Consider the following 17,715-nt stretch of genomic DNA (forward strand, 5'->3'; position numbering starts at 1 on the left):
TTTTTTATTCTTTTTCATCCATCTTCTGCTTTAAATATTCAGCAATTTCTGTTTGCCCAAATTCTCTAGCATATTCATATGCATCCATATTCTTAATATTCTCTCCCGTATATCTAATTGAAATATCTATTCCTTTTTCAACTAGAAACTCCACAACTTCTTTATGCCCACCATAAATCGCTCCAAATAATGGATTTCTTTTTGCTAAGCTTACATCTAATTCTGCGCCTGCCTCTATTAAATACTTTACTATCTCCAAATGCCCCGTTCCTGCAGCCAATCTTAGAGGAGAAGCATCAAATATATCACCTTTTGTATTAACATCGATTCCTTTATGGATCAGATATTCTACTATTCCAAAATGTCCTTTCTTTGCTGCAACATGTAACCACGTACCAAATGGTGTCATTGTATGTAAAGATTCTGGATTATCGTCTATTAAACGCTTTACTTCATTAATTTCACCAAGCTTAATAGCATTTCTTATAGTTTTATTTAGACTTTTTTCATCCATAACATTACCTCCTGTATTTCTTCTATCTTGTACTAGCTATGTCTCCTAAATCTTCAAGAGCTTCAACAATATCATCAAAGTCACCATCCATTGCTTCAACAGCCCTTAACCTGTTCACTACTTCCTCTAAAGCATCAATACTATGTTGTCCTATTACGGCATTTGGCGCCCAAACAAGATTTTCTTGTCCAATTATTGGATCAACCCCATACCTTCTTAATATTTCCTGACCTTCTCGAACCAGTTCTTGCTGCGCCTGGCCTAGACCTTTTTTAAATAGAATATGATGTGCATGAGGATTTATCATAGCAGTAGGTGGGTCACCTATTAATCCTCGAAGATATTTACCAAAATCAATTTTAATTAATACATCATTATATTCTTTAGTAATACCTAAATCAGACATCTTTTTACTAATCTCAGAAAGTTCATCTACACTAAAAGTATTATTTTGAATAGCATTTTTAAGCTTATTCATCTTAGTGGCATTAACATTACCGGCTTCGCCTATACCATCAAGATAATCACTTACAGATTTAACCCTACCACTAACCTCAGACTCCACTTTCGCCATAGAAATTAACTGATCCCTCAACCCCACACCATTAACCACATTATAAGGTACTCCACCTGCCAACGACAGTTGGTTTTTAGGATTGTATGGCAATAGGTTAGGGATGGAGACTAGTTCTTTTGCTTTCGTTGCACCTTTTACTGCAGCCGCTTTTGTAGTCGCTACCCCAGTCTTCGTTACGGCTCCTGCGCCTTTTGTTCCGACTACTGAGGTGGCGACTGTTCCGAGGGCATAGGTTACCCAATGAGCCCGCGAGTAGGCATCGCCATTTACCATATCCCGTTCATATGAGTCGGAGATGGATTTGGAAATATATTTATAGGTTTTTATCGGGTGCATGATTGAATTGGCTACACCTTCAACCGTTTCTCCAGGATTTGTGACAAAGTCCCAAACTCCGGTCACAAAGTCTTTCCCTACATCATACAGGCCTACGCCGATTCCTTTTGCAATGTCTGCGGTTTGCTTAGCCGCTTCTAGCTGCATGACATATTGCTGCTGGGTGGGCGCTAAGTTTTCGTACCCGATCTTTTTGGCGATTTTGAGGAACTCATCTGGATCATTTACATGATCGAGTTGTGCCTTCAAGTCTCTGATCCGGCGATTCTCCGCTTCCTCTTTCTTAACCTTCAGATATTGTGCGGTCTCTTTTTTCCTAACTTCCAGGTTTTTATAGGCTTCACTATTTTTATAAGCTATTGCATTAAAATAGAGAGGGGATACTACGCCTTCTCTTGTACTGGATACTTTCAATTGCTCCATGAGTGCCGCCACTGCCGCTTGGTCCGCTTCGGATTTAGCATATTCAGCCGTCCACTTATGATCGATTTCGTTTACTTTGTCTATCGTTTCGGTCCGTTTCCTTTCAGCTTTCTCCATGTTCTCAAAGAACGCATCATCGGAAAAGGGCTCTAACTGAATGATATCATCAATTCCAGCCAATATTCTTTTCAGATCATTTTTTTGGGCTGTGACCATTTCCTTGGAATTTCGACTGGCATTTGTCAGCTCTTCCTCTAAAAAAGGGACCGTAACCACGGTTTCACTCAGGTTCGCCTCGATTGTATCTCCTTGAATTCCACTTAAAAAGGCAACATGCCGATTAATCAGACGCAGCCAAGAATCCACGACATCGATCTGTGCTTTGTAAAATCCTTTGATTGCCTCTGCACCTTGCCCCTGCAGCTCATCATCCAAATGAACGATACTCTCAAATCCTTTTTTTAATTCCGTGAGCTGTTCTTTCAGATCCTTATATTGTCCGACACGCGTTTGCATGGCAGATACTAGTGTTTGAGATTCGTAAATCATCGACATAATGGAAAGTCCTTTCAACTTCTGTTTCTTATAACTAGATTTCATTTGTATGTAATAATTCTATTTATTGTTAAATTGTGGATTAAATATATTTTAGAAGAGTTTCTATATTTATTCAAGAATTGAAGGGGAATTCACTAAACAATTGTTTTATCGAAATCAATAGGTTCATTCTTACCAATGTGAATGATTGATGCAAGTTCCTACACGACAGGTGAAAAGACGCGCTGACCAAAAGAAAAACTGGGTGATTAAAAGCCGGTTTTATAATAAAAAGACCCAAAACCAACAAGGTTATGAGCTCTTAACCTAAGCCTAAAACAATTATTTACACTTTATATTTAATGAGATTAATTAAAAATTAGATCCAATAGTAACGTGATGAGATTGTGGATAATTAACACCCATTAAAATCAACCTAATTAACAGTGGCTTTACTCGTTATGTAAGTAATATCGGTCATTACGGTACAGGGGATTTAGAAGTTGTAATAGCTAGCGATGAAAATATCGAGAAGGCAAAGCATTTTATTCATATGAGTTATGACGCAAGTGTAATCCTATAAGCTGTTGAATTGGCACTACATAAAAATCAACGGGCTTGCGTAATGCTTGCCCGTTACTTGATCTAGTTTTTATAGATTTAATTTCTTTTTAACCTCTTTAGACAAATCATCAGCTTCAATCACCTCAGGATCTCCGGTATATCCATCGAGACTTCTAGGAAGATGTAAAAGCGTTCCTATTTTGTATGGTTCTTCAACATAAAAATAGACAACCTTTTCGTTCCCATTCTCATCGAATCCTTTTAAATTATAAACATATTGCCCCTCATTAGTTTGTTCTGGTTCTTCATCGATTTGCACATAATAATCTTTTTCAAACATCACTTCTTTTTTACCACAACCGACTAACATAAAAGTCGCTAGACAACTAAATATCGCTAATGATTTAATAATTTTCATGTTTACTCCTCCTCGTATGATAAGCTTCAAATGAAGGATGAATTACTTTTAACTTCTTTAATAGTCAGATGCTTCATTTAGTAGCTACTGCTAAAACCATATTTTAATTTCTCAATAATCTCACTTTTAACCAGATTTCCGCTGTTAGTTGCCTTTTTTGTAGTACTGAGGCACTTTTCCATATGTGCCTGTACGCCATAATAACTCGATCGGACCCATCTTAAATCGCTTAAGCCACATGGTACTATAAATCATTTGAAGAATTAATATTCCTGCAGAAATCATTATTAATGTTGTTAAATGAACATGATTGTTCAAATTAAATATAGAGTCAATGCAAATAATCAAGAAAGTTTGCATTAAATAATTTGTCAATGCCATTCTCCCTATATTCTTCAAAGGAGAAAGCCATTTTTTTACTGTTGTATGCTGAAGAAGCAGCGTCAACGTTGTAACATAAAACAGGCTGACAGAGAGTCCGCCAACAGTACCAGCCACATCGATCATACCAGTGGTTGATGTAATCTTGTACTGCAAGTATAAAGATATTGGGATAGCTGCCAAAGCTATCATTTGCAGTCGGCGAATGGTCTTTTTATATCTATTAAGACTCTCAAGAACTTGTAATTGCCCAACACATAAACCAAGTAAAAACATTGTAAAAATCATAAACACATAGCCGATCCAAAGAGATGGAATCAATAGAATGACTGCGATTATAAAATTTGTTTTAGGTTTGAATTTATAAAATGGAATTAAAATAAAGCCGCATATGGCATAAGGAAGTAACGCTTCACCTGGCTGGAAGAGATGATGAATAAATCCAATAGCTAATAAAATTAGCAACCGACGGATAAATAGTTTTCTTCCATTGTTCCCATTTGAGTTGGCTCGGAATATAAACAGATAAAAACCAATTCCAAATAAGAAAGAAAAAATCGGGAAAAATCGCTGACTCACGCCATAATCCAAAACGACCCTTACAGCATAATCAAGTGTTCCCTGTTCAGGGATAAGGTAGTTAATCATTTGTGTAATGTTAATCAGAATAATTCCTATTAGGGCAAAGCCGCGCAAGTAATCTAATTCATCTATTCGTTTCATATTTTTCACTCCGCCTATCAAGTAGTCTAAGAAAACAGTATGGAAAGAGGATTAAAAAGAATCCTCTTCCATTTGCTGTTTGCATATTAATCTGCCAGTTTGTTTAAATAACTCCGTCGAATGATGAAAAAACTTATAACAAATAGCAGTATAAATATACCTACACCAAGCGCTGTCATTTGATAGAATGTAGATGAAATATAGTTGCGCATACTAAGCATCGCTACAAATAAAACAATAGCTGCGATGGTAAACGGGATAAAAATTAAAGTGGCCAACTCCCTCGTTACAACAGAAGATAGTTCTTTAACAGAAAGACCAATTTTTCGAATGCCCGCATATTTTTCCTTTTCTTCTGCGAGTGACGTTTGCAGGTAGAAATAAAGAATACTCATTGCTGCGCTCAAAAAGATCAAACTCAACATAAATCCGATGAAAAACATGATACTCTTCACAAATTTTTCCGTATCATATAAATCAATTTTAGAAGCTGTTAAGCGAATATCCGGCTCTGTATGAACCCGTGATAAAATGGTTTCAGCTACTTCTACCTTGTCCGTCCAATGTTCTGCCTCATAAGCAAACACTTTATAAACTGGATAATCAATTGTTTCATATACGTCATCAGGAACGATATAATATGCATTTCGTAAACCTGTTGATAAAATATTTTTTTCTTCTAGACCGGCATAATGAAGTTCTCCAAACGGGTAATCATGAATGATTTCAGTAGTTGGACGTACCCCCTCATTACCGGCTGCAACATAATACTCGTTATCCCCTAGTTTTATCGGCTTATGCAAACCAAGAGCATTATAATTCGAAACGGACATAAAGCCAATCCGATGGTCATCCTCGGCTTTGAAGGCTGAATAATCGGCAGTATACTTACCTTCTTTGCCTAATGTTTCTTCAATAAACGCAATATCTTCCTTCTCGGCCTCCGATGTGTTACTAGGAAGTGAGATATATTGGAAGCTGTAAGGATATAGGGCCTCAGTATTTTCCTTCACATTATAGTAGGAGCTATATAGAACGCTTGTACATACAAAAACACCAAGCAGTAAAACCGTTAAAAGGTATATGATATGCGCATGGGAACGTCCTTTTGCCTTTAAGTTGGAAACAAACAGCATATTCGTTTTTCGAAAATATGATGGTCTTCTTTCCAATAGACGAATGGCCAGTAGCGCACCTTGAGTAATTATGAAATAAAGGGATAATAATAGGCTGGCAATTAGAGCAATATAGCCGAGCGATTCAAAAGACTTTATCCAACTCATTTCCTTGATTATTGACACGAGTAAAAAGGCACTGACAATAGCGGATAGCACTAGTTTCAATGGTGCTGATGCAATGAGCTTTTCCTGTGTCACATCTGATTTTAAGAGCTGTACGATTTCTTCTTTTTTAATAAAGCGTGTCATCCATTTTGATACAACAATAAATAAAATAGTGAATAAAACAATCGTTAACATGATGGATTGTAAGGGTAGATACATGCCAAAGCTATCCGCACGTAATACCCTTTTAGCCACCATTAAAAATAACGGGGCGATGATAAGTCCGAGTCCAATCGCTGTGATAATTGCTGCTCCGGCAACAAGCATATTTTCTCTAAAAACCATTTTGCGAATTTGCTTCATGGAGGCACCCGTCATCATAAATACGCCAAGCGTTTTTGTTTTCTTTTTTAAAAAAGCAAACAGCGAATAAATGATAAAGACAAATGAGAAAATATAAATAAAGAAGCTGGCAAGCATCATTGTTATTCCCAGTGTGCTTGTGGTATCAACTTCCGCCATCATCGGATGGAAAGCTGTTGTCGAAAAAAGAAAAAAGATGAGAATCGAGAACACACTGCTTAAAAAGTAAGAAATATACGTCGATTTGTCTCGTAAAATATTTTGGACGACAATTTGATTAAAACTCATGCCGACCACCGCCTAGAAACGTGAGGGTATCCATAATTTCTTGATAAAATTGCTGTTTGCTTTTACCACGATGTATCTCATTAAACAGAACACCGTCTTTTATAAAAATGACACGCTGGGCAAAACTGGCAACATAAGCATCATGCGTCACCATTAATATGGCTGTGTTAAAAGACTTGTTAATCGATTCGAACAATCCCATCACATTATTTACGGCTTTAGAATCTAAGTTTCCAGTTGGCTCATCCGCTAGCAATAAGCTTGGTTCATGAATGACCGCTCTTGCAATCGCCACACGCTGCTTCTGTCCTCCTGAAATTTCAAATGTACGCTTTTTTAAAATCTCTCGAATCCCCAAAAAATCGATAATATCCGTTAAACGCTGTTTCATTTCTTTCTCATCTATGGAATCCAGTGTCAATGGCAATAAAATATTTTCTTCTACTGTTAATGTATGAACCAGGTTAAAATCTTGAAAAACAAAACCAAGTTCTTTTCGTCGAAATTTCGCCAATTCATCGTCATTTAACTCATATGGATTTTTGGAATTGATGGTAATAATCCCATTGGTAGGCCGATCAATTGTGGAAATACAATTAAGGAATGTTGTTTTCCCACTGCCAGATGGTCCCATCACGGCAACAAATTCATTTTCAGCTAAATGAAAATCGATTCCTTTTAATGCCTTATATGTGATTTCTCCTGTGTATTCTTTTTGAAGTTGCTCTACGCCTAAAATCGTGTTTGCCATATGCAATTCACTCCTTTGTATCTTTCGTTGCTTTTAGTATAGCCCCTCCTCCTGCTCCCTAAAATCTTTGAACATGACAGCAAGATGACAAAATTGTCATATTTAAAACGGCTAACCTTTGGCAGCCGTTTCTATATTTCCCGAAAAATCAATGATAAAAGTTGTTTCATGATGCGCGGAATATAACTTGTATGGATGATTTAATGTTGACAGAATTTTTTTTACTAAATAAAGCCCGATACCAGTCGCTTCAACCTTAGTACGGCCTTTCGTACCTGTGTAAAACAATTCAAAAACACGGTTTATTTCGTTTGCAGTTATCGTTTCCCCTTTGTTTTTGATCAATAGTTGACCATTGTCATAATGAATCATAACGGAAGATTGCTTCTCTCCATATTTGACAGCATTACTCAATAGCTGGTAAATCACAACCTTTGTCCATTTACGATCCGAATAGATCCATACGTCATCATGTATCGTAATTTTTGGAAAGATTTCTTCCTCAATAAAATAATCCTTTAAATCATTAACCACTTCCTGTATGACACCTTTTAATGGAATCGGCTCTATCTTTAGATCTGCTAATAATTTCGTGGAGCGGCTATAAGTCAGCAGCTGATTTAAAGAGAAATTCAGTTTATTGCATTCTGCTTTAACTTTTAGCCATTCCACAAGTAAATCTGGTTCCTTCGACCGATTGGATTGTACTAGCAATTGAATGACAGAAAGGGGCGTTTTCATTTGATGAACAGCATGAGAAATCAACAATTGCTGTTCATCTAAGACAGCTTTATGCTCGGCTTCTTTTGAAAGGAGGAGGGACTGTATAGATTGCATTTGTGCCGCATATTCCTTTTCAATGGGAGCAGCCGGCTGGTAAATCAAAAGGCTGTCTGTCGTCATATTCTTGCCATTTAAATGTAGATACATTTTTTTTCGGCGTACATAACGAATGAACAGGAAAATGGCTAGGAATGTAAGGGATAAAAAGACAAAATATGCATAATGATTTTCCAAACCATCCAGCCGCTGAATGACAATTGGCAAGCTAATAAATGAAATAATATATAGGATAATAAAGCTTAAATGATCCCGTAAAAACAGCTTCATATGCTTTTCTCCCTTAACTGATAGCCAATTCCCCGGATTGTTATAATTTCAAGCGAAGAATTAATCGCTTCTAGCTTCTTTCTCAACCTTTTAATATTAACGGTAAGCGTATTTTCCTCTACAAACGCCTCTTCATCCCAAATAGATGTAAGCAACTGTTGCCTTGTGACAACATTAGGGAATGTTTCAAGAAGGATTCTACAAAGCTGAAGTTCCTTTACAGTCAATAGCTCCTCACCATAAGATGTATATAATCGAACAGTATCCAAGTTTAAAGATGTGTCTCCCTTTTTTAAAATGTGAGTTTGCGTTTCTTGTGCATATTCACCGTATACACGACGAATTTGGCCGTTTATTTTTGCCACTACAACATCCATTAAAAAAGGCTTTGTAATGAAATCATCTGCCCCATTTTCAATTCCATACACTTGATCCAGCTCACTCATCCTAGCTGAGAGAATTATGATAGGACAATTCGATACCTTTCTTATTTTGCGAGACCAATAATAGCCGTCAAAGTAAGGGAGATTTATGTCCATTATGACAAGGTGCGGTTGAAAATCTTGAAAAACATCGAGCACCTTTTCAAAATCCACTATAATGTGGCAGTCATAGCCGTATTTCCCAAAATGGTTTTTTAATGCATTGGCAATATGCATTTCATCTTCAACAATTAATATCTTATACATCAAATTCTCCTTCAAAAAGTTACCCAGGGTTTTTATTATTTTTACTACCACTTTAATATAATTTTCTATAAAGGTCTTTGTAAAGAGGAACAACGCAACCATTTCAAGATGTCCCTTCTTGACAGCTACATGTAACCACGCACCAAATAAAGTCATTGTGGTCAAAATTTCTTTATCATCCAAAATTGTTTTACTTCATTAAAAAATCAACATATTGTTTAGGTAGCGTAACATCATACTCTTGTTCAAATTGTTTTATATCTTCTAAAGAGATCTTATTGATATTCACCAATCATTTTTGACATACTCTCACTCCTATATCCTTACTTATTATGGAATGCTTTATATTGACTCGAAAGCTCAGGAGAATTCCTAAAACTTAATTCGTTATTTTCCAATTCAATCATTACTTTACTATACTGTTTATGTAGACTCTCTGGTATCTCTAACATAGTACCAGGTTCTTCTTGAATTAAATTATGTAAATTGATTTTAGTCCCATCGTTTGCCCCTGCCAATAACAGTTCGTTTCTAGGATTGTATGGCAATAGATTAGGGATAGAGACCTTTTCTTTTGCTTTCGAAACGCCTTTTACTGCGACGCTTTTGTAGTCGCTACCGAATACAAATATAAACGTTTTTATAATATTTTATGCTAAAAAGCACTTGGTTGCTAAAGGCAACCAAGTGCTCTCATCAGGTTCTTGATAGAATAACTTATAAAGTCATTGTAACCATTTATTGTACTATCCCATAGCAATACTATTAACTCTTTTCTATTCTTTTTCATCCAACTTCTGCTTTAAATATTCAGCAATTTCTGTTTGCCCTCTTTCAATAGCAAATTCATAAGCTCCTATATCTTTCATAGTATCCCCTGTATATTTAACAGTAATATCAATACCATTCTCAACAAGATATTTTATAATATTAAGGTGCCCACCATAAATCGCTGAGAATAGAGGATTTCTATTTGGGTCACTAACATCTAATAATGCACCATTATCAAATAAGTACTTTACAATACTTATTTCACCTTCACTAGCTGCATGTGCAATAGTCGCTGACTTTGGTACACCTTCATTTATGTTAATATCCATACCAGATTCAACTAGAAATTTTATCATATCCAGTTTACCAGCTCTAGCCGCAACATGTAGCCAAGTTCCAAAAGGTGTTACAAAATCAAGCAAATTTTTATCAGTAATAATGATCTCTTTCGCTTGTTCTATATCACCATTCTTAATTAAATCAAAGATTTTTATTGCTTTTTCCTTATTATCCATAGAATCCTCCTAAAATATCTTTATTCATTGATGTTGCTTCTTCACCTAGTAACTTAAGTTAAGTATTTCAACCAAAAGAAACCTTGAATGGTAAATAGCCATTCAAGGTTCCACTAATACGTGTTCTAAATACATTTATTTTTCTTCCTTATATGCTAAGGAAATCTCTACTACTTCCTCTGATGATATATCCTCATCATTCCAAAAAATTAAGTCACTAGGGGCAGGATGAGGAACATTGTCTTCTAAAATTTCTATGTATTCACATACCTCTTCATCAGGCAGCATAGGATTACAAATTTTATTTACTAGTTCAACTAATTCCTCTTTAGATAACTTTTTACTCATTTTTCCACCCTCCAATAATTACTGCCTTTTTTTCAAAATAAGCAGGGTCTAAAGTATTTAGAATACCACATGCTCATGAGATGACCAGGTACATGGAGGATTCAAGTGTGATATATTCGGCTAGAAGAGAATTGAACTAGTTGGACAATTGCAATCTTCGCTTTATGTAATGTTTTTGAGCTTTTTTCGTTTAGATATGGGATTACATAAAGATATATTATTTATCTTCCAAAATAAAAGTTGATAGAACCAACTTTTATTGGTTGTATCAACTCTTCTTTAAATTTTGGTTATCCCAGTGCTTTATCTAGATCTATAAAACTTAATTCTCAGTTTCTTTGTATCTTTCTGGAATTTTGTTTCTCCATATTAGCATAAGTTCTTTAAATTGTTCAGTTTCCATTTCATTCTCATTTGGATTATCGAAGATATAAAAGTGGTGAAGAACCGTCGTATCTTTTTTTATCAAGACACTGGTAGCATTCCCTTCTATTTCAAATTCATCGTATTCACCTTCCATTACTTTGCGAACAATATCAATATACTCATCCACTTCTGTTTCAAATACAATATCTTCAATGAAGTCTGAGAAAAGGTTAATTTCTTGTGGTAAAATTATCCTTAGATATCCTAATGGGTTTCTTGTAAATTCATACGAATATTTCATTAGTTAATTATCTCCCGATATTTAATTTTTATATAAAGGAAATGCAGTAGCTATTGTCCCATCACGGTTTAAGTACATTCCAATATCAATTCCTGATGAAGTTCTGCCAACATATCTATTTCCATCTTTTATTTTGTTTTCAAAAGCCTCGTTAATAGCGTTATTCACCTTCACCCTGTCCCAATCTTTTGGAAAGAAAGTTGACTTTGCAATCTTTGTCACTCCATTTATTTCCACCTTAGCTCTATATACTCCGTTGATATCTGGAGTTTCTTCAGTACCTGGAACTATCTTACCACCCATCATACTCTCGTGGTGATAACCAACAGCTTTCCCACGTCGATTAATTTCTCCATGATAAACATGCCTCATAGTATCTATAGTAAACTTTTTCCCGCCATCTCCACTAACCTCAGACTCCACTTTCGCCATCGTAATTAACTGTTCTTTTAACCCAACACCATTAACCACATTATAAGGTACTCCGCCTGCCAACGACAGCTGATTTTTAGGGTTGTATGGCAATAGGTTAGGGATAGTGGCCAGTTCTTTTGCCTTCGTAACGCCTTTAACTGCAGCGGCTTTGGTGGTCGCTACACCAGTCTTCGTTATGGCTCCTGCGCCTTTTGTTCCTACTACTGATGTGACGACTGTTCCGAGGGCATAAGTTACCCAATGGGACCGTGAATAGGCATCACCATTTACCATATCTCTTTCATAAGAGTCCGAGATGGATTTGGATATATATTTATAGGTTTTTATCGGGTGCATGATGGAATTGGCTACACCTTCAACCGTTTCCCCAGGGTCTGTGACAAAGTCCCAAACTCCTGTCACGAAGTCTCTTCCTACATCAAAAAGGCCTACGCCGATTCCTTTTGCAATGTCTGCGGTTTGCTTAGCCGATTCTAGCTGTATAACATATTGCTGCTGGGTGGGCGCTAAGTTTTCGTAGCCGATCTGTTTGGCGATTTTGAGGAACTCATCTGGATCTGTTACATGATCGAGTTGTGCCTTCAAATCCTTGATCCGGCGATTCTCCGCTTCCTCTTTCTTAACCTTCAGATATTGCGCGGTGTCTTTTTTCCTGACTTCCAGGTTTTTATAGGCTTCACTATTTTTATAAGCTGTTGCATTAAAATAGAGAGGGGATACTACTCCTCCTCTTGTACTGGATACTTTCAATTGCTCCATGAGTGCCGTCACTGCCGCTTGGTCCGCTTCGGATTTGGCATATTCAGCCGTCCACTTATGATCGATTTCGTTTACTTTGTCTATCGTTTCGGTCCGTTTCCTTTCAGCTTTCTCCATATTCTCAAAGAACACATCATCGGAAAAAGGTTCTAACTGAATGATATCATCAATTCCAGCCAATATTTTTTTTAGATCATTTTTCTGGGCTGTGACCATTTCCTTTGAATTTCGACTGGCGCTTTCCAGCTCTTCCTCTAAAAATGGGACCGTAACCAAGGTTTCACTCAGGTTAGCCTCGATTGTATCTCCTTGAATTCCACTTAAAAAGGCAACATGCCGATTGATCAGACGCAGCCAAGAATCCACGACATCGATCTGTGCTTTGTAAAATCCTTTAATGGCCTCTGCGCCTTGCCCCTGCAGCTCATCATCCAAATGAACGATACTCTCAAATTCTTTTTTTAATTCCGTGAGCTGTTCTTTCAGATCCTTATATTGTCCGACACGCGTTTGCATGGCCGAAACTAGTGTTTGAGATTCGTAAATCATCGACATAATGGAAAGTCCTTTCAACTTCTTTTCTTATAATAGATTTCATTTATATGTAATATTTTTATTCACTGTAAAATTATGGACTAAATATATTTTAGAAGAGTTTCTATATTTATTCAAGAATTGAAGGGGAATTGGACAGTATTTTTAATAGTAGCTAGACGATGGGCGATCACAAAGTTAAACCAATACGTAAATAAGGGCTATTCCCGTTGAAGGAATAGCCCTTTCTTTGTATCAAAATTAAAATGCCGGTATGGCCGTTTCACTATATTTCTCTTCTAAAAATTTGCGTACCTCCGGGCTTGTCATGGCCTTGGCCAACTTTTGGACTGGCTCGGAATCCACGTTATCCTTGCGTGCCACTAATGTAATCGCAAAGTCATTTTCAACACCTTCTGTGAGAAGTGCGTCATTTTTTGGTGTCAAACCAAGCGGTGCGGCGTAAGCAGGTGTTATCACGATCGCATCTGCTTCATCATACGTTCTCGCCAGCATTAATAAATCCACTTCTTTGAACTTATAGTTTTTAGGGTTCTCAGTGATATCAGACATTGTATAGTATGGACCCTTTTTTTCCTTTAAAGTGATGACTTTATGCTGTGCCAGCAATGCCAATGAACGATCGATATTCGACACATCATTTGCAATGGCAATAACGGCACCCTCTGGCATTTTATCCATTGAATCGTATTCTTTGGAATACACCCCATAATTGGCAAAATAAATGGGTTTCACTGGTACTAGCTCGGCATTTTTGTTTCGATTGAATTCCTCCATATATGGAACGTGTTGGAAGAAGTTCACATCCACTTCTCCTGCCGCTAGTGCGGTGTTAGGCTGCACATTATCACCTAATACAACCATTTCCAGGTTAATGCCTTCCTCTGCCAGCTTCGGTTTAACAAGCTCAAGGATTTCCGTCATTGGGGGAATGAGTGAGGCCACTTTCAATGTTACCTCTTTCTTCTCCTGATTCTGCGCATTTTCTTTCTCTTTTCCTTCATTCGCCTTTCCGCATCCTACTAAAAGCAACATGATTGCTGCCATGAGAAAGAGTATTCTTTTCATGATGTTTCCCTCCATTATTTATCTTTTATCAATCATTCTGGCTACAGCCGTGCCAATGAATTGGATAAGCTGTACTAGAATGATCATAATGATAATCATATAAATCATTAACTCTGTTTTAAACTGCTGATAGCCATACCTGATGGCAAAATCGCCGATACCGCCGCCCCCGACCACACCCATGATCGTTGAATAGGAAATAAAGCTGATAATCGATGTTGTCAGTCCGAGGACAAGCCCTGAACGAGCCTCCACGTAAAGAAATTTAAAGATGACATCCTTAACAGAAGCACCCATGGAAATGGCTGCCTCGATTACACCCTTTGGCACGTCCAATAAAGATTGCTCGACCAATCGCGAATAATGGGCAATGGCAATGATCGCTAATGGAACGCAAGCAGCTGCTGTACCAATGGCTGTGCCGATTATGAGTCTTGTAAACGGGATTAAAAAAACAACCAATAATAAAAATGGGAAAGAACGAATAATATTGACAAATAAATTCAAAATCGAGAAAGACCACGGATTTTCGAGCAAATGCCCCTTCCTACAAAGAAATAGCAAGGTACCGATAGGCAATCCAATCAAAATCGCAGCTAAAATGGACACACCGACCATGGTTATGGTTTCTCCAATTGACCGCCAAATTTCTGCCTCATATTGAACTAAAATCTCAGGCATGACCCAGCCCACCATTCTCTGCTAATTGTTCGATGAAGTATTCTGGACGATTATCCCTTTTTTCAATCCCAGTTGGTTCGATTATGATAGTGTCATAGATTTCTCCACCTTCCATGATCGTAACACGATTGCATATACTTTTAATGACATCCAGCTCATGACTGACAATGACTATCGTCACACCGAAGCGTTTGTTTATGCTCTCCAGCACTTCCAATATTTCAGACGTTGTATTTGGGTCAAGGGAAGAGGTCGGTTCATCACATAATAACACTTGCGGGTTATTTGCCAATGCCCTTGCAATGGCAACACGCTGCTTTTGTCCCCCGCTTAATTGTGCAGGATATCTATCCATCTCACCCTCCAATCCGACAAATTGAAGACACTCTACAACACGGCTCCGACGTTCTTTCCTTGGATAATTTGCCAGTTCTAAAGAGGCTGCCACATTCTCATGAACCGTTTTATTTGCCACAAGATTAAAATGCTGAAAGATCATGCCAATCGACTTCCGTGCCCCTCGGAGTGCTTTATTGTTCAATGTGGTCAACCTTTGGCCGTTTACCTCCACTTCGCCCTCATCTGGGGTCTCCAACAAATTCATTAGCCGCAGCAACGTTGATTTCCCTGCTCCGCTTGCTCCGATTATTCCATGAATTTCACCTTTAGGTATTGTTAACGTAACGGACTTAATTGCCTGAAACTGTGAAAATTTTTTACTCACTTGATGCAGGTTAATCATAAAATCCCACTTTCCATTTGTTGAAAGATAAGCATAGCGCTCCTCATTAATAGAAACACAACTCATTCTATCAACTAATGAGGACCTAATGCAAAGACACAAATTAACAGTTAGAAAGGATAGATGAACAGTGAGGAATCCCTGTTTACATCTATCCTTTTGTATGACATTTTTCGTTAACTGGTACACTTGAAAATCCATTGATCATTTACTTCCATTATTTCGACGATACCACCAGAAACCGGACAATTTGATCCGAGAAGTTAAACCAGTAATGGGCTTTTCTAGCATCGAACATGAATGACTGCTGTTCATGGAGTTCTGTTCTCTCTCCTTCTATTTCCACGGTTAACTTCCCTTCGATAATGAATAAGAACTCATGTCCGCTATGGGAAAAGGCGCTTCCTTTATTTTCCCCTGGCTTTAAGGTGACAAGAATGGGCGAAAAAACAGCATCACGAATGCCGCTGGATAAATTCTGATAATGAAATTGTTCATGATTATAATCTGAATTTTCTTGGGAGCGGTCCTCAGAAAAGAAGAAACTTGGGTTGACATCCAATGTATCAGCGATTTTTTTTAATGACTCTAGAGTGACGCTTGATTTTCCCCGTTCTACTTGTGATAAAAAACTGATCGAAACGCCTGTTTGTTCAGCCAGACTCTTTAATGTTAGTTTCCGCTCTTTCCTCAATAATTTCATTTTTTTCCCGATTGAATCAAAAGGCATACAGATGCCCCCTTTTTTTACATAGTATCTAGCTACATTATACATGACAAGTTTTGAAGAATGTTTCGTCATTAATAGCTTACCGAAAAATATTGACAGAAAATTTGTAATTATTTAAAATGAAAGAAAACGTAAATTGAAGTGATACTTCAATTTTGAAGGGGTGACTCAAGATGGAGAAGAAACAAATGCGGCGAATTTTAATCGCGAGTTTAGTCGGAAGTTCGATTGAGTGGTTTGACTATTTTTTATATGGGACCGTTTCAGCTCTCGTGTTTAACCAGATATTCTTCGTGAATGAGGACCCGACAATCGGGCTGTTGCTTGCCTATGCATCCTTTGCGTTAGCATTCTTCATCCGCCCTTTTGGAGGTGTGATCTTTAGCCATATTGGCGATCGTATCGGGAGAAAGAAAACACTTGTTTTAACACTTAGTTTAATGGGGGTCGCAACATTTGGGATGGGGCTTCTCCCTACGTATCAAGCCGTTGGCATTTGGGCGCCGATTTTATTAATCACGTTGCGCTTAGTTCAAGGTCTGGGAATTGGCGGTGAATGGGGTGGCGCGCTTTTATTGGCCGTTGAATATGCTCCCGCTGAGAAACGGGGACTGTTCGGAGCGATTCCTCAGATGGGTGTCACTATAGGAATGCTGCTTGGAACCGTTGCCTTATCTATTATGACAATGCTTCCTGAAAACGCATTCATGACTTGGGGATGGCGTATACCATTCATTTTTAGCGCTTTGCTTGTATTTTTTGGCCTATGGATTCGTAAAGGAATTGATGAAACTCCGTCTTTCAAAAAAGTAAAGGAATCCGGAGAAGTTCCAAAGCTGCCGATTGTTGAAACTCTTAAGAATTATTGGCGTGAAGTGCTTATCGCCGTGGGAGCCAAAGTGGTAGAAACGGCGCCATTTTATATTTTCAGCACATTTGTCGTATCATATGCTACTGCAAATCTCGGTTTCTCTCGGACTGCTACATTAACTGCAGTCATGATTGCAACAATAATAACGACGATCTTAATACCAATCATGGGGAATTTATCTGATACTATTGGCCGTAAAAAGCTGTTCATTGGCGGTACGATTGGGATGGCACTGTTTGCATTCCCATACTTCTGGTTGCTGGAGCAAAAATCGGTCCTGCTATTAATCGTTGCGACAGTGATAGGTTTAGGGGTTATTTGGGCTCCCATCACAGCTGTTCTTGGAACGATGTTCTCGGAAATTTTCGATGCAAAGATCCGTTATACCGGCATCACGCTTGGATATCAAATCGGGGCAGCTCTGGCAGGAGGAACAGCGCCGCTAGTTGCAACGGCTTTACTTAATAGATTTGATAACTCCTATGTTCCAGTCGCCATTTATATTATTTTTGCATCTGTCCTGTCACTAGCAGCGATTTGGGCAGTCAAGGATCGCAGCAATCAGAAATTAGACGAAACGCATAATAATAGAGCCATGTAATCCATGGTTCCTTTA

The 17,715-nt window shown here is 37.7% G+C and carries 18 protein-coding genes and 1 pseudogene; 1 reads left to right on the forward strand and 18 read right to left on the reverse strand.

Features of this window, described 5'->3' with window-relative positions:
* Positions 1-4: 4 nt before the first annotated feature.
* From JNUCC41_RS03335 to JNUCC41_RS03420, 18 genes and pseudogenes are all read right to left on the reverse strand, one after another.
* Positions 5-514, reverse strand: coding sequence for an ankyrin repeat domain-containing protein (locus tag JNUCC41_RS03335; RefSeq protein ID WP_192206367.1), 510 nt, complete (start codon positions 512-514; stop codon positions 5-7).
* Positions 515-536: 22 nt separating this feature from the next.
* The gene (locus JNUCC41_RS03340) at positions 537-2,405 is read right to left on the reverse strand and encodes a T7SS effector LXG polymorphic toxin (protein ID WP_192206368.1); all 1,869 of its coding nucleotides are present in this window, start codon (positions 2,403-2,405) and stop codon (positions 537-539) included.
* A gap of 634 nt (positions 2,406-3,039) precedes the next feature.
* A complete protein-coding gene (locus tag JNUCC41_RS03345) occupies positions 3,040-3,369 on the reverse strand; it encodes a DUF1093 domain-containing protein (protein ID WP_192206369.1) in 330 nt (109 codons plus the stop codon).
* Positions 3,370-3,513: 144 nt separating this feature from the next.
* A complete protein-coding gene (locus JNUCC41_RS03350) occupies positions 3,514-4,473 on the reverse strand; it encodes a DUF418 domain-containing protein (protein ID WP_192206370.1) in 960 nt (319 codons plus the stop codon).
* A gap of 86 nt (positions 4,474-4,559) precedes the next feature.
* On the reverse strand, positions 4,560-6,407 hold the full coding sequence (locus tag JNUCC41_RS03355) for an FtsX-like permease family protein (protein WP_192206371.1): 1,848 nt from the start codon (positions 6,405-6,407) through the stop codon (positions 4,560-4,562).
* Positions 6,397-7,158, reverse strand: coding sequence for an ABC transporter ATP-binding protein (locus JNUCC41_RS03360; RefSeq protein WP_192206372.1), 762 nt, complete (start codon positions 7,156-7,158; stop codon positions 6,397-6,399). Before JNUCC41_RS03360 ends, JNUCC41_RS03355 begins: the two co-directional genes overlap by 11 nt.
* 111 nt (positions 7,159-7,269) lie before the next feature.
* Positions 7,270-8,268: a sensor histidine kinase gene (locus tag JNUCC41_RS03365; protein WP_192206373.1), complete on the reverse strand. Its 999-nt coding sequence runs from the start codon at positions 8,266-8,268 to the stop codon at positions 7,270-7,272.
* Positions 8,265-8,957 (reverse strand): response regulator transcription factor, encoded by a 693-nt coding sequence (locus JNUCC41_RS03370; RefSeq protein WP_192206374.1) that lies wholly within the window; start codon positions 8,955-8,957, stop codon positions 8,265-8,267. The genes JNUCC41_RS03365 and JNUCC41_RS03370 overlap by 4 nt, the downstream gene beginning before the upstream one ends.
* A gap of 190 nt (positions 8,958-9,147) precedes the next feature.
* Positions 9,148-9,246 (reverse strand): SMI1/KNR4 family protein, encoded by a 99-nt coding sequence (locus JNUCC41_RS03375; RefSeq protein ID WP_228467628.1) that lies wholly within the window; start codon positions 9,244-9,246, stop codon positions 9,148-9,150.
* Positions 9,247-9,280: 34 nt separating this feature from the next.
* Positions 9,281-9,466 (reverse strand): annotated as a pseudogene (locus JNUCC41_RS26610) (HNH/ENDO VII family nuclease); the annotation flags it as partial.
* A gap of 267 nt (positions 9,467-9,733) precedes the next feature.
* On the reverse strand, positions 9,734-10,243 hold the full coding sequence (locus tag JNUCC41_RS03385) for an ankyrin repeat domain-containing protein (protein ID WP_192206376.1): 510 nt from the start codon (positions 10,241-10,243) through the stop codon (positions 9,734-9,736).
* Positions 10,244-10,378: 135 nt separating this feature from the next.
* Positions 10,379-10,591: a bacteriocin immunity protein gene (locus JNUCC41_RS03390; RefSeq protein ID WP_192206377.1), complete on the reverse strand. Its 213-nt coding sequence runs from the start codon at positions 10,589-10,591 to the stop codon at positions 10,379-10,381.
* Between the two features lie 322 nt (positions 10,592-10,913).
* Positions 10,914-11,258 carry a tRNA-Val4 gene (locus JNUCC41_RS03395; RefSeq protein WP_192206378.1) on the reverse strand — a complete coding sequence of 115 codons (345 nt, stop codon included), beginning with the start codon at positions 11,256-11,258 and terminating at the stop codon, positions 10,914-10,916.
* Positions 11,259-11,279: 21 nt separating this feature from the next.
* Positions 11,280-13,007 carry a T7SS effector LXG polymorphic toxin gene (locus tag JNUCC41_RS03400; protein WP_192206379.1) on the reverse strand — a complete coding sequence of 576 codons (1,728 nt, stop codon included), beginning with the start codon at positions 13,005-13,007 and terminating at the stop codon, positions 11,280-11,282.
* Between the two features lie 240 nt (positions 13,008-13,247).
* Positions 13,248-14,075 carry a MetQ/NlpA family ABC transporter substrate-binding protein gene (locus JNUCC41_RS03405; protein ID WP_192206380.1) on the reverse strand — a complete coding sequence of 276 codons (828 nt, stop codon included), beginning with the start codon at positions 14,073-14,075 and terminating at the stop codon, positions 13,248-13,250.
* Between the two features lie 18 nt (positions 14,076-14,093).
* Positions 14,094-14,756 (reverse strand): methionine ABC transporter permease, encoded by a 663-nt coding sequence (locus tag JNUCC41_RS03410; protein ID WP_192206381.1) that lies wholly within the window; start codon positions 14,754-14,756, stop codon positions 14,094-14,096.
* A complete protein-coding gene (locus tag JNUCC41_RS03415; RefSeq protein ID WP_192206382.1) occupies positions 14,749-15,498 on the reverse strand; it encodes a methionine ABC transporter ATP-binding protein in 750 nt (249 codons plus the stop codon). Before JNUCC41_RS03415 ends, JNUCC41_RS03410 begins: the two co-directional genes overlap by 8 nt.
* 217 nt (positions 15,499-15,715) lie before the next feature.
* On the reverse strand, positions 15,716-16,228 hold the full coding sequence (locus tag JNUCC41_RS03420; protein ID WP_192206383.1) for a helix-turn-helix domain-containing protein: 513 nt from the start codon (positions 16,226-16,228) through the stop codon (positions 15,716-15,718).
* 173 nt (positions 16,229-16,401) lie between these two features.
* Here JNUCC41_RS03420 and JNUCC41_RS03425 point away from each other — a divergent pair, with 173 nt between their 5' ends.
* Complete coding sequence (locus tag JNUCC41_RS03425; protein ID WP_192206384.1) at positions 16,402-17,700, forward strand: MFS transporter; 1,299 nt, start codon at positions 16,402-16,404, stop codon at positions 17,698-17,700.
* Positions 17,701-17,715: the final 15 nt, after the last annotated feature.

The sequence above is a fragment of the Brevibacillus sp. JNUCC-41 genome (assembly GCF_014844095.1).
Lineage (GTDB): Bacteria > Bacillota > Bacilli > Bacillales > DSM-1321 > Peribacillus > Peribacillus aracenensis.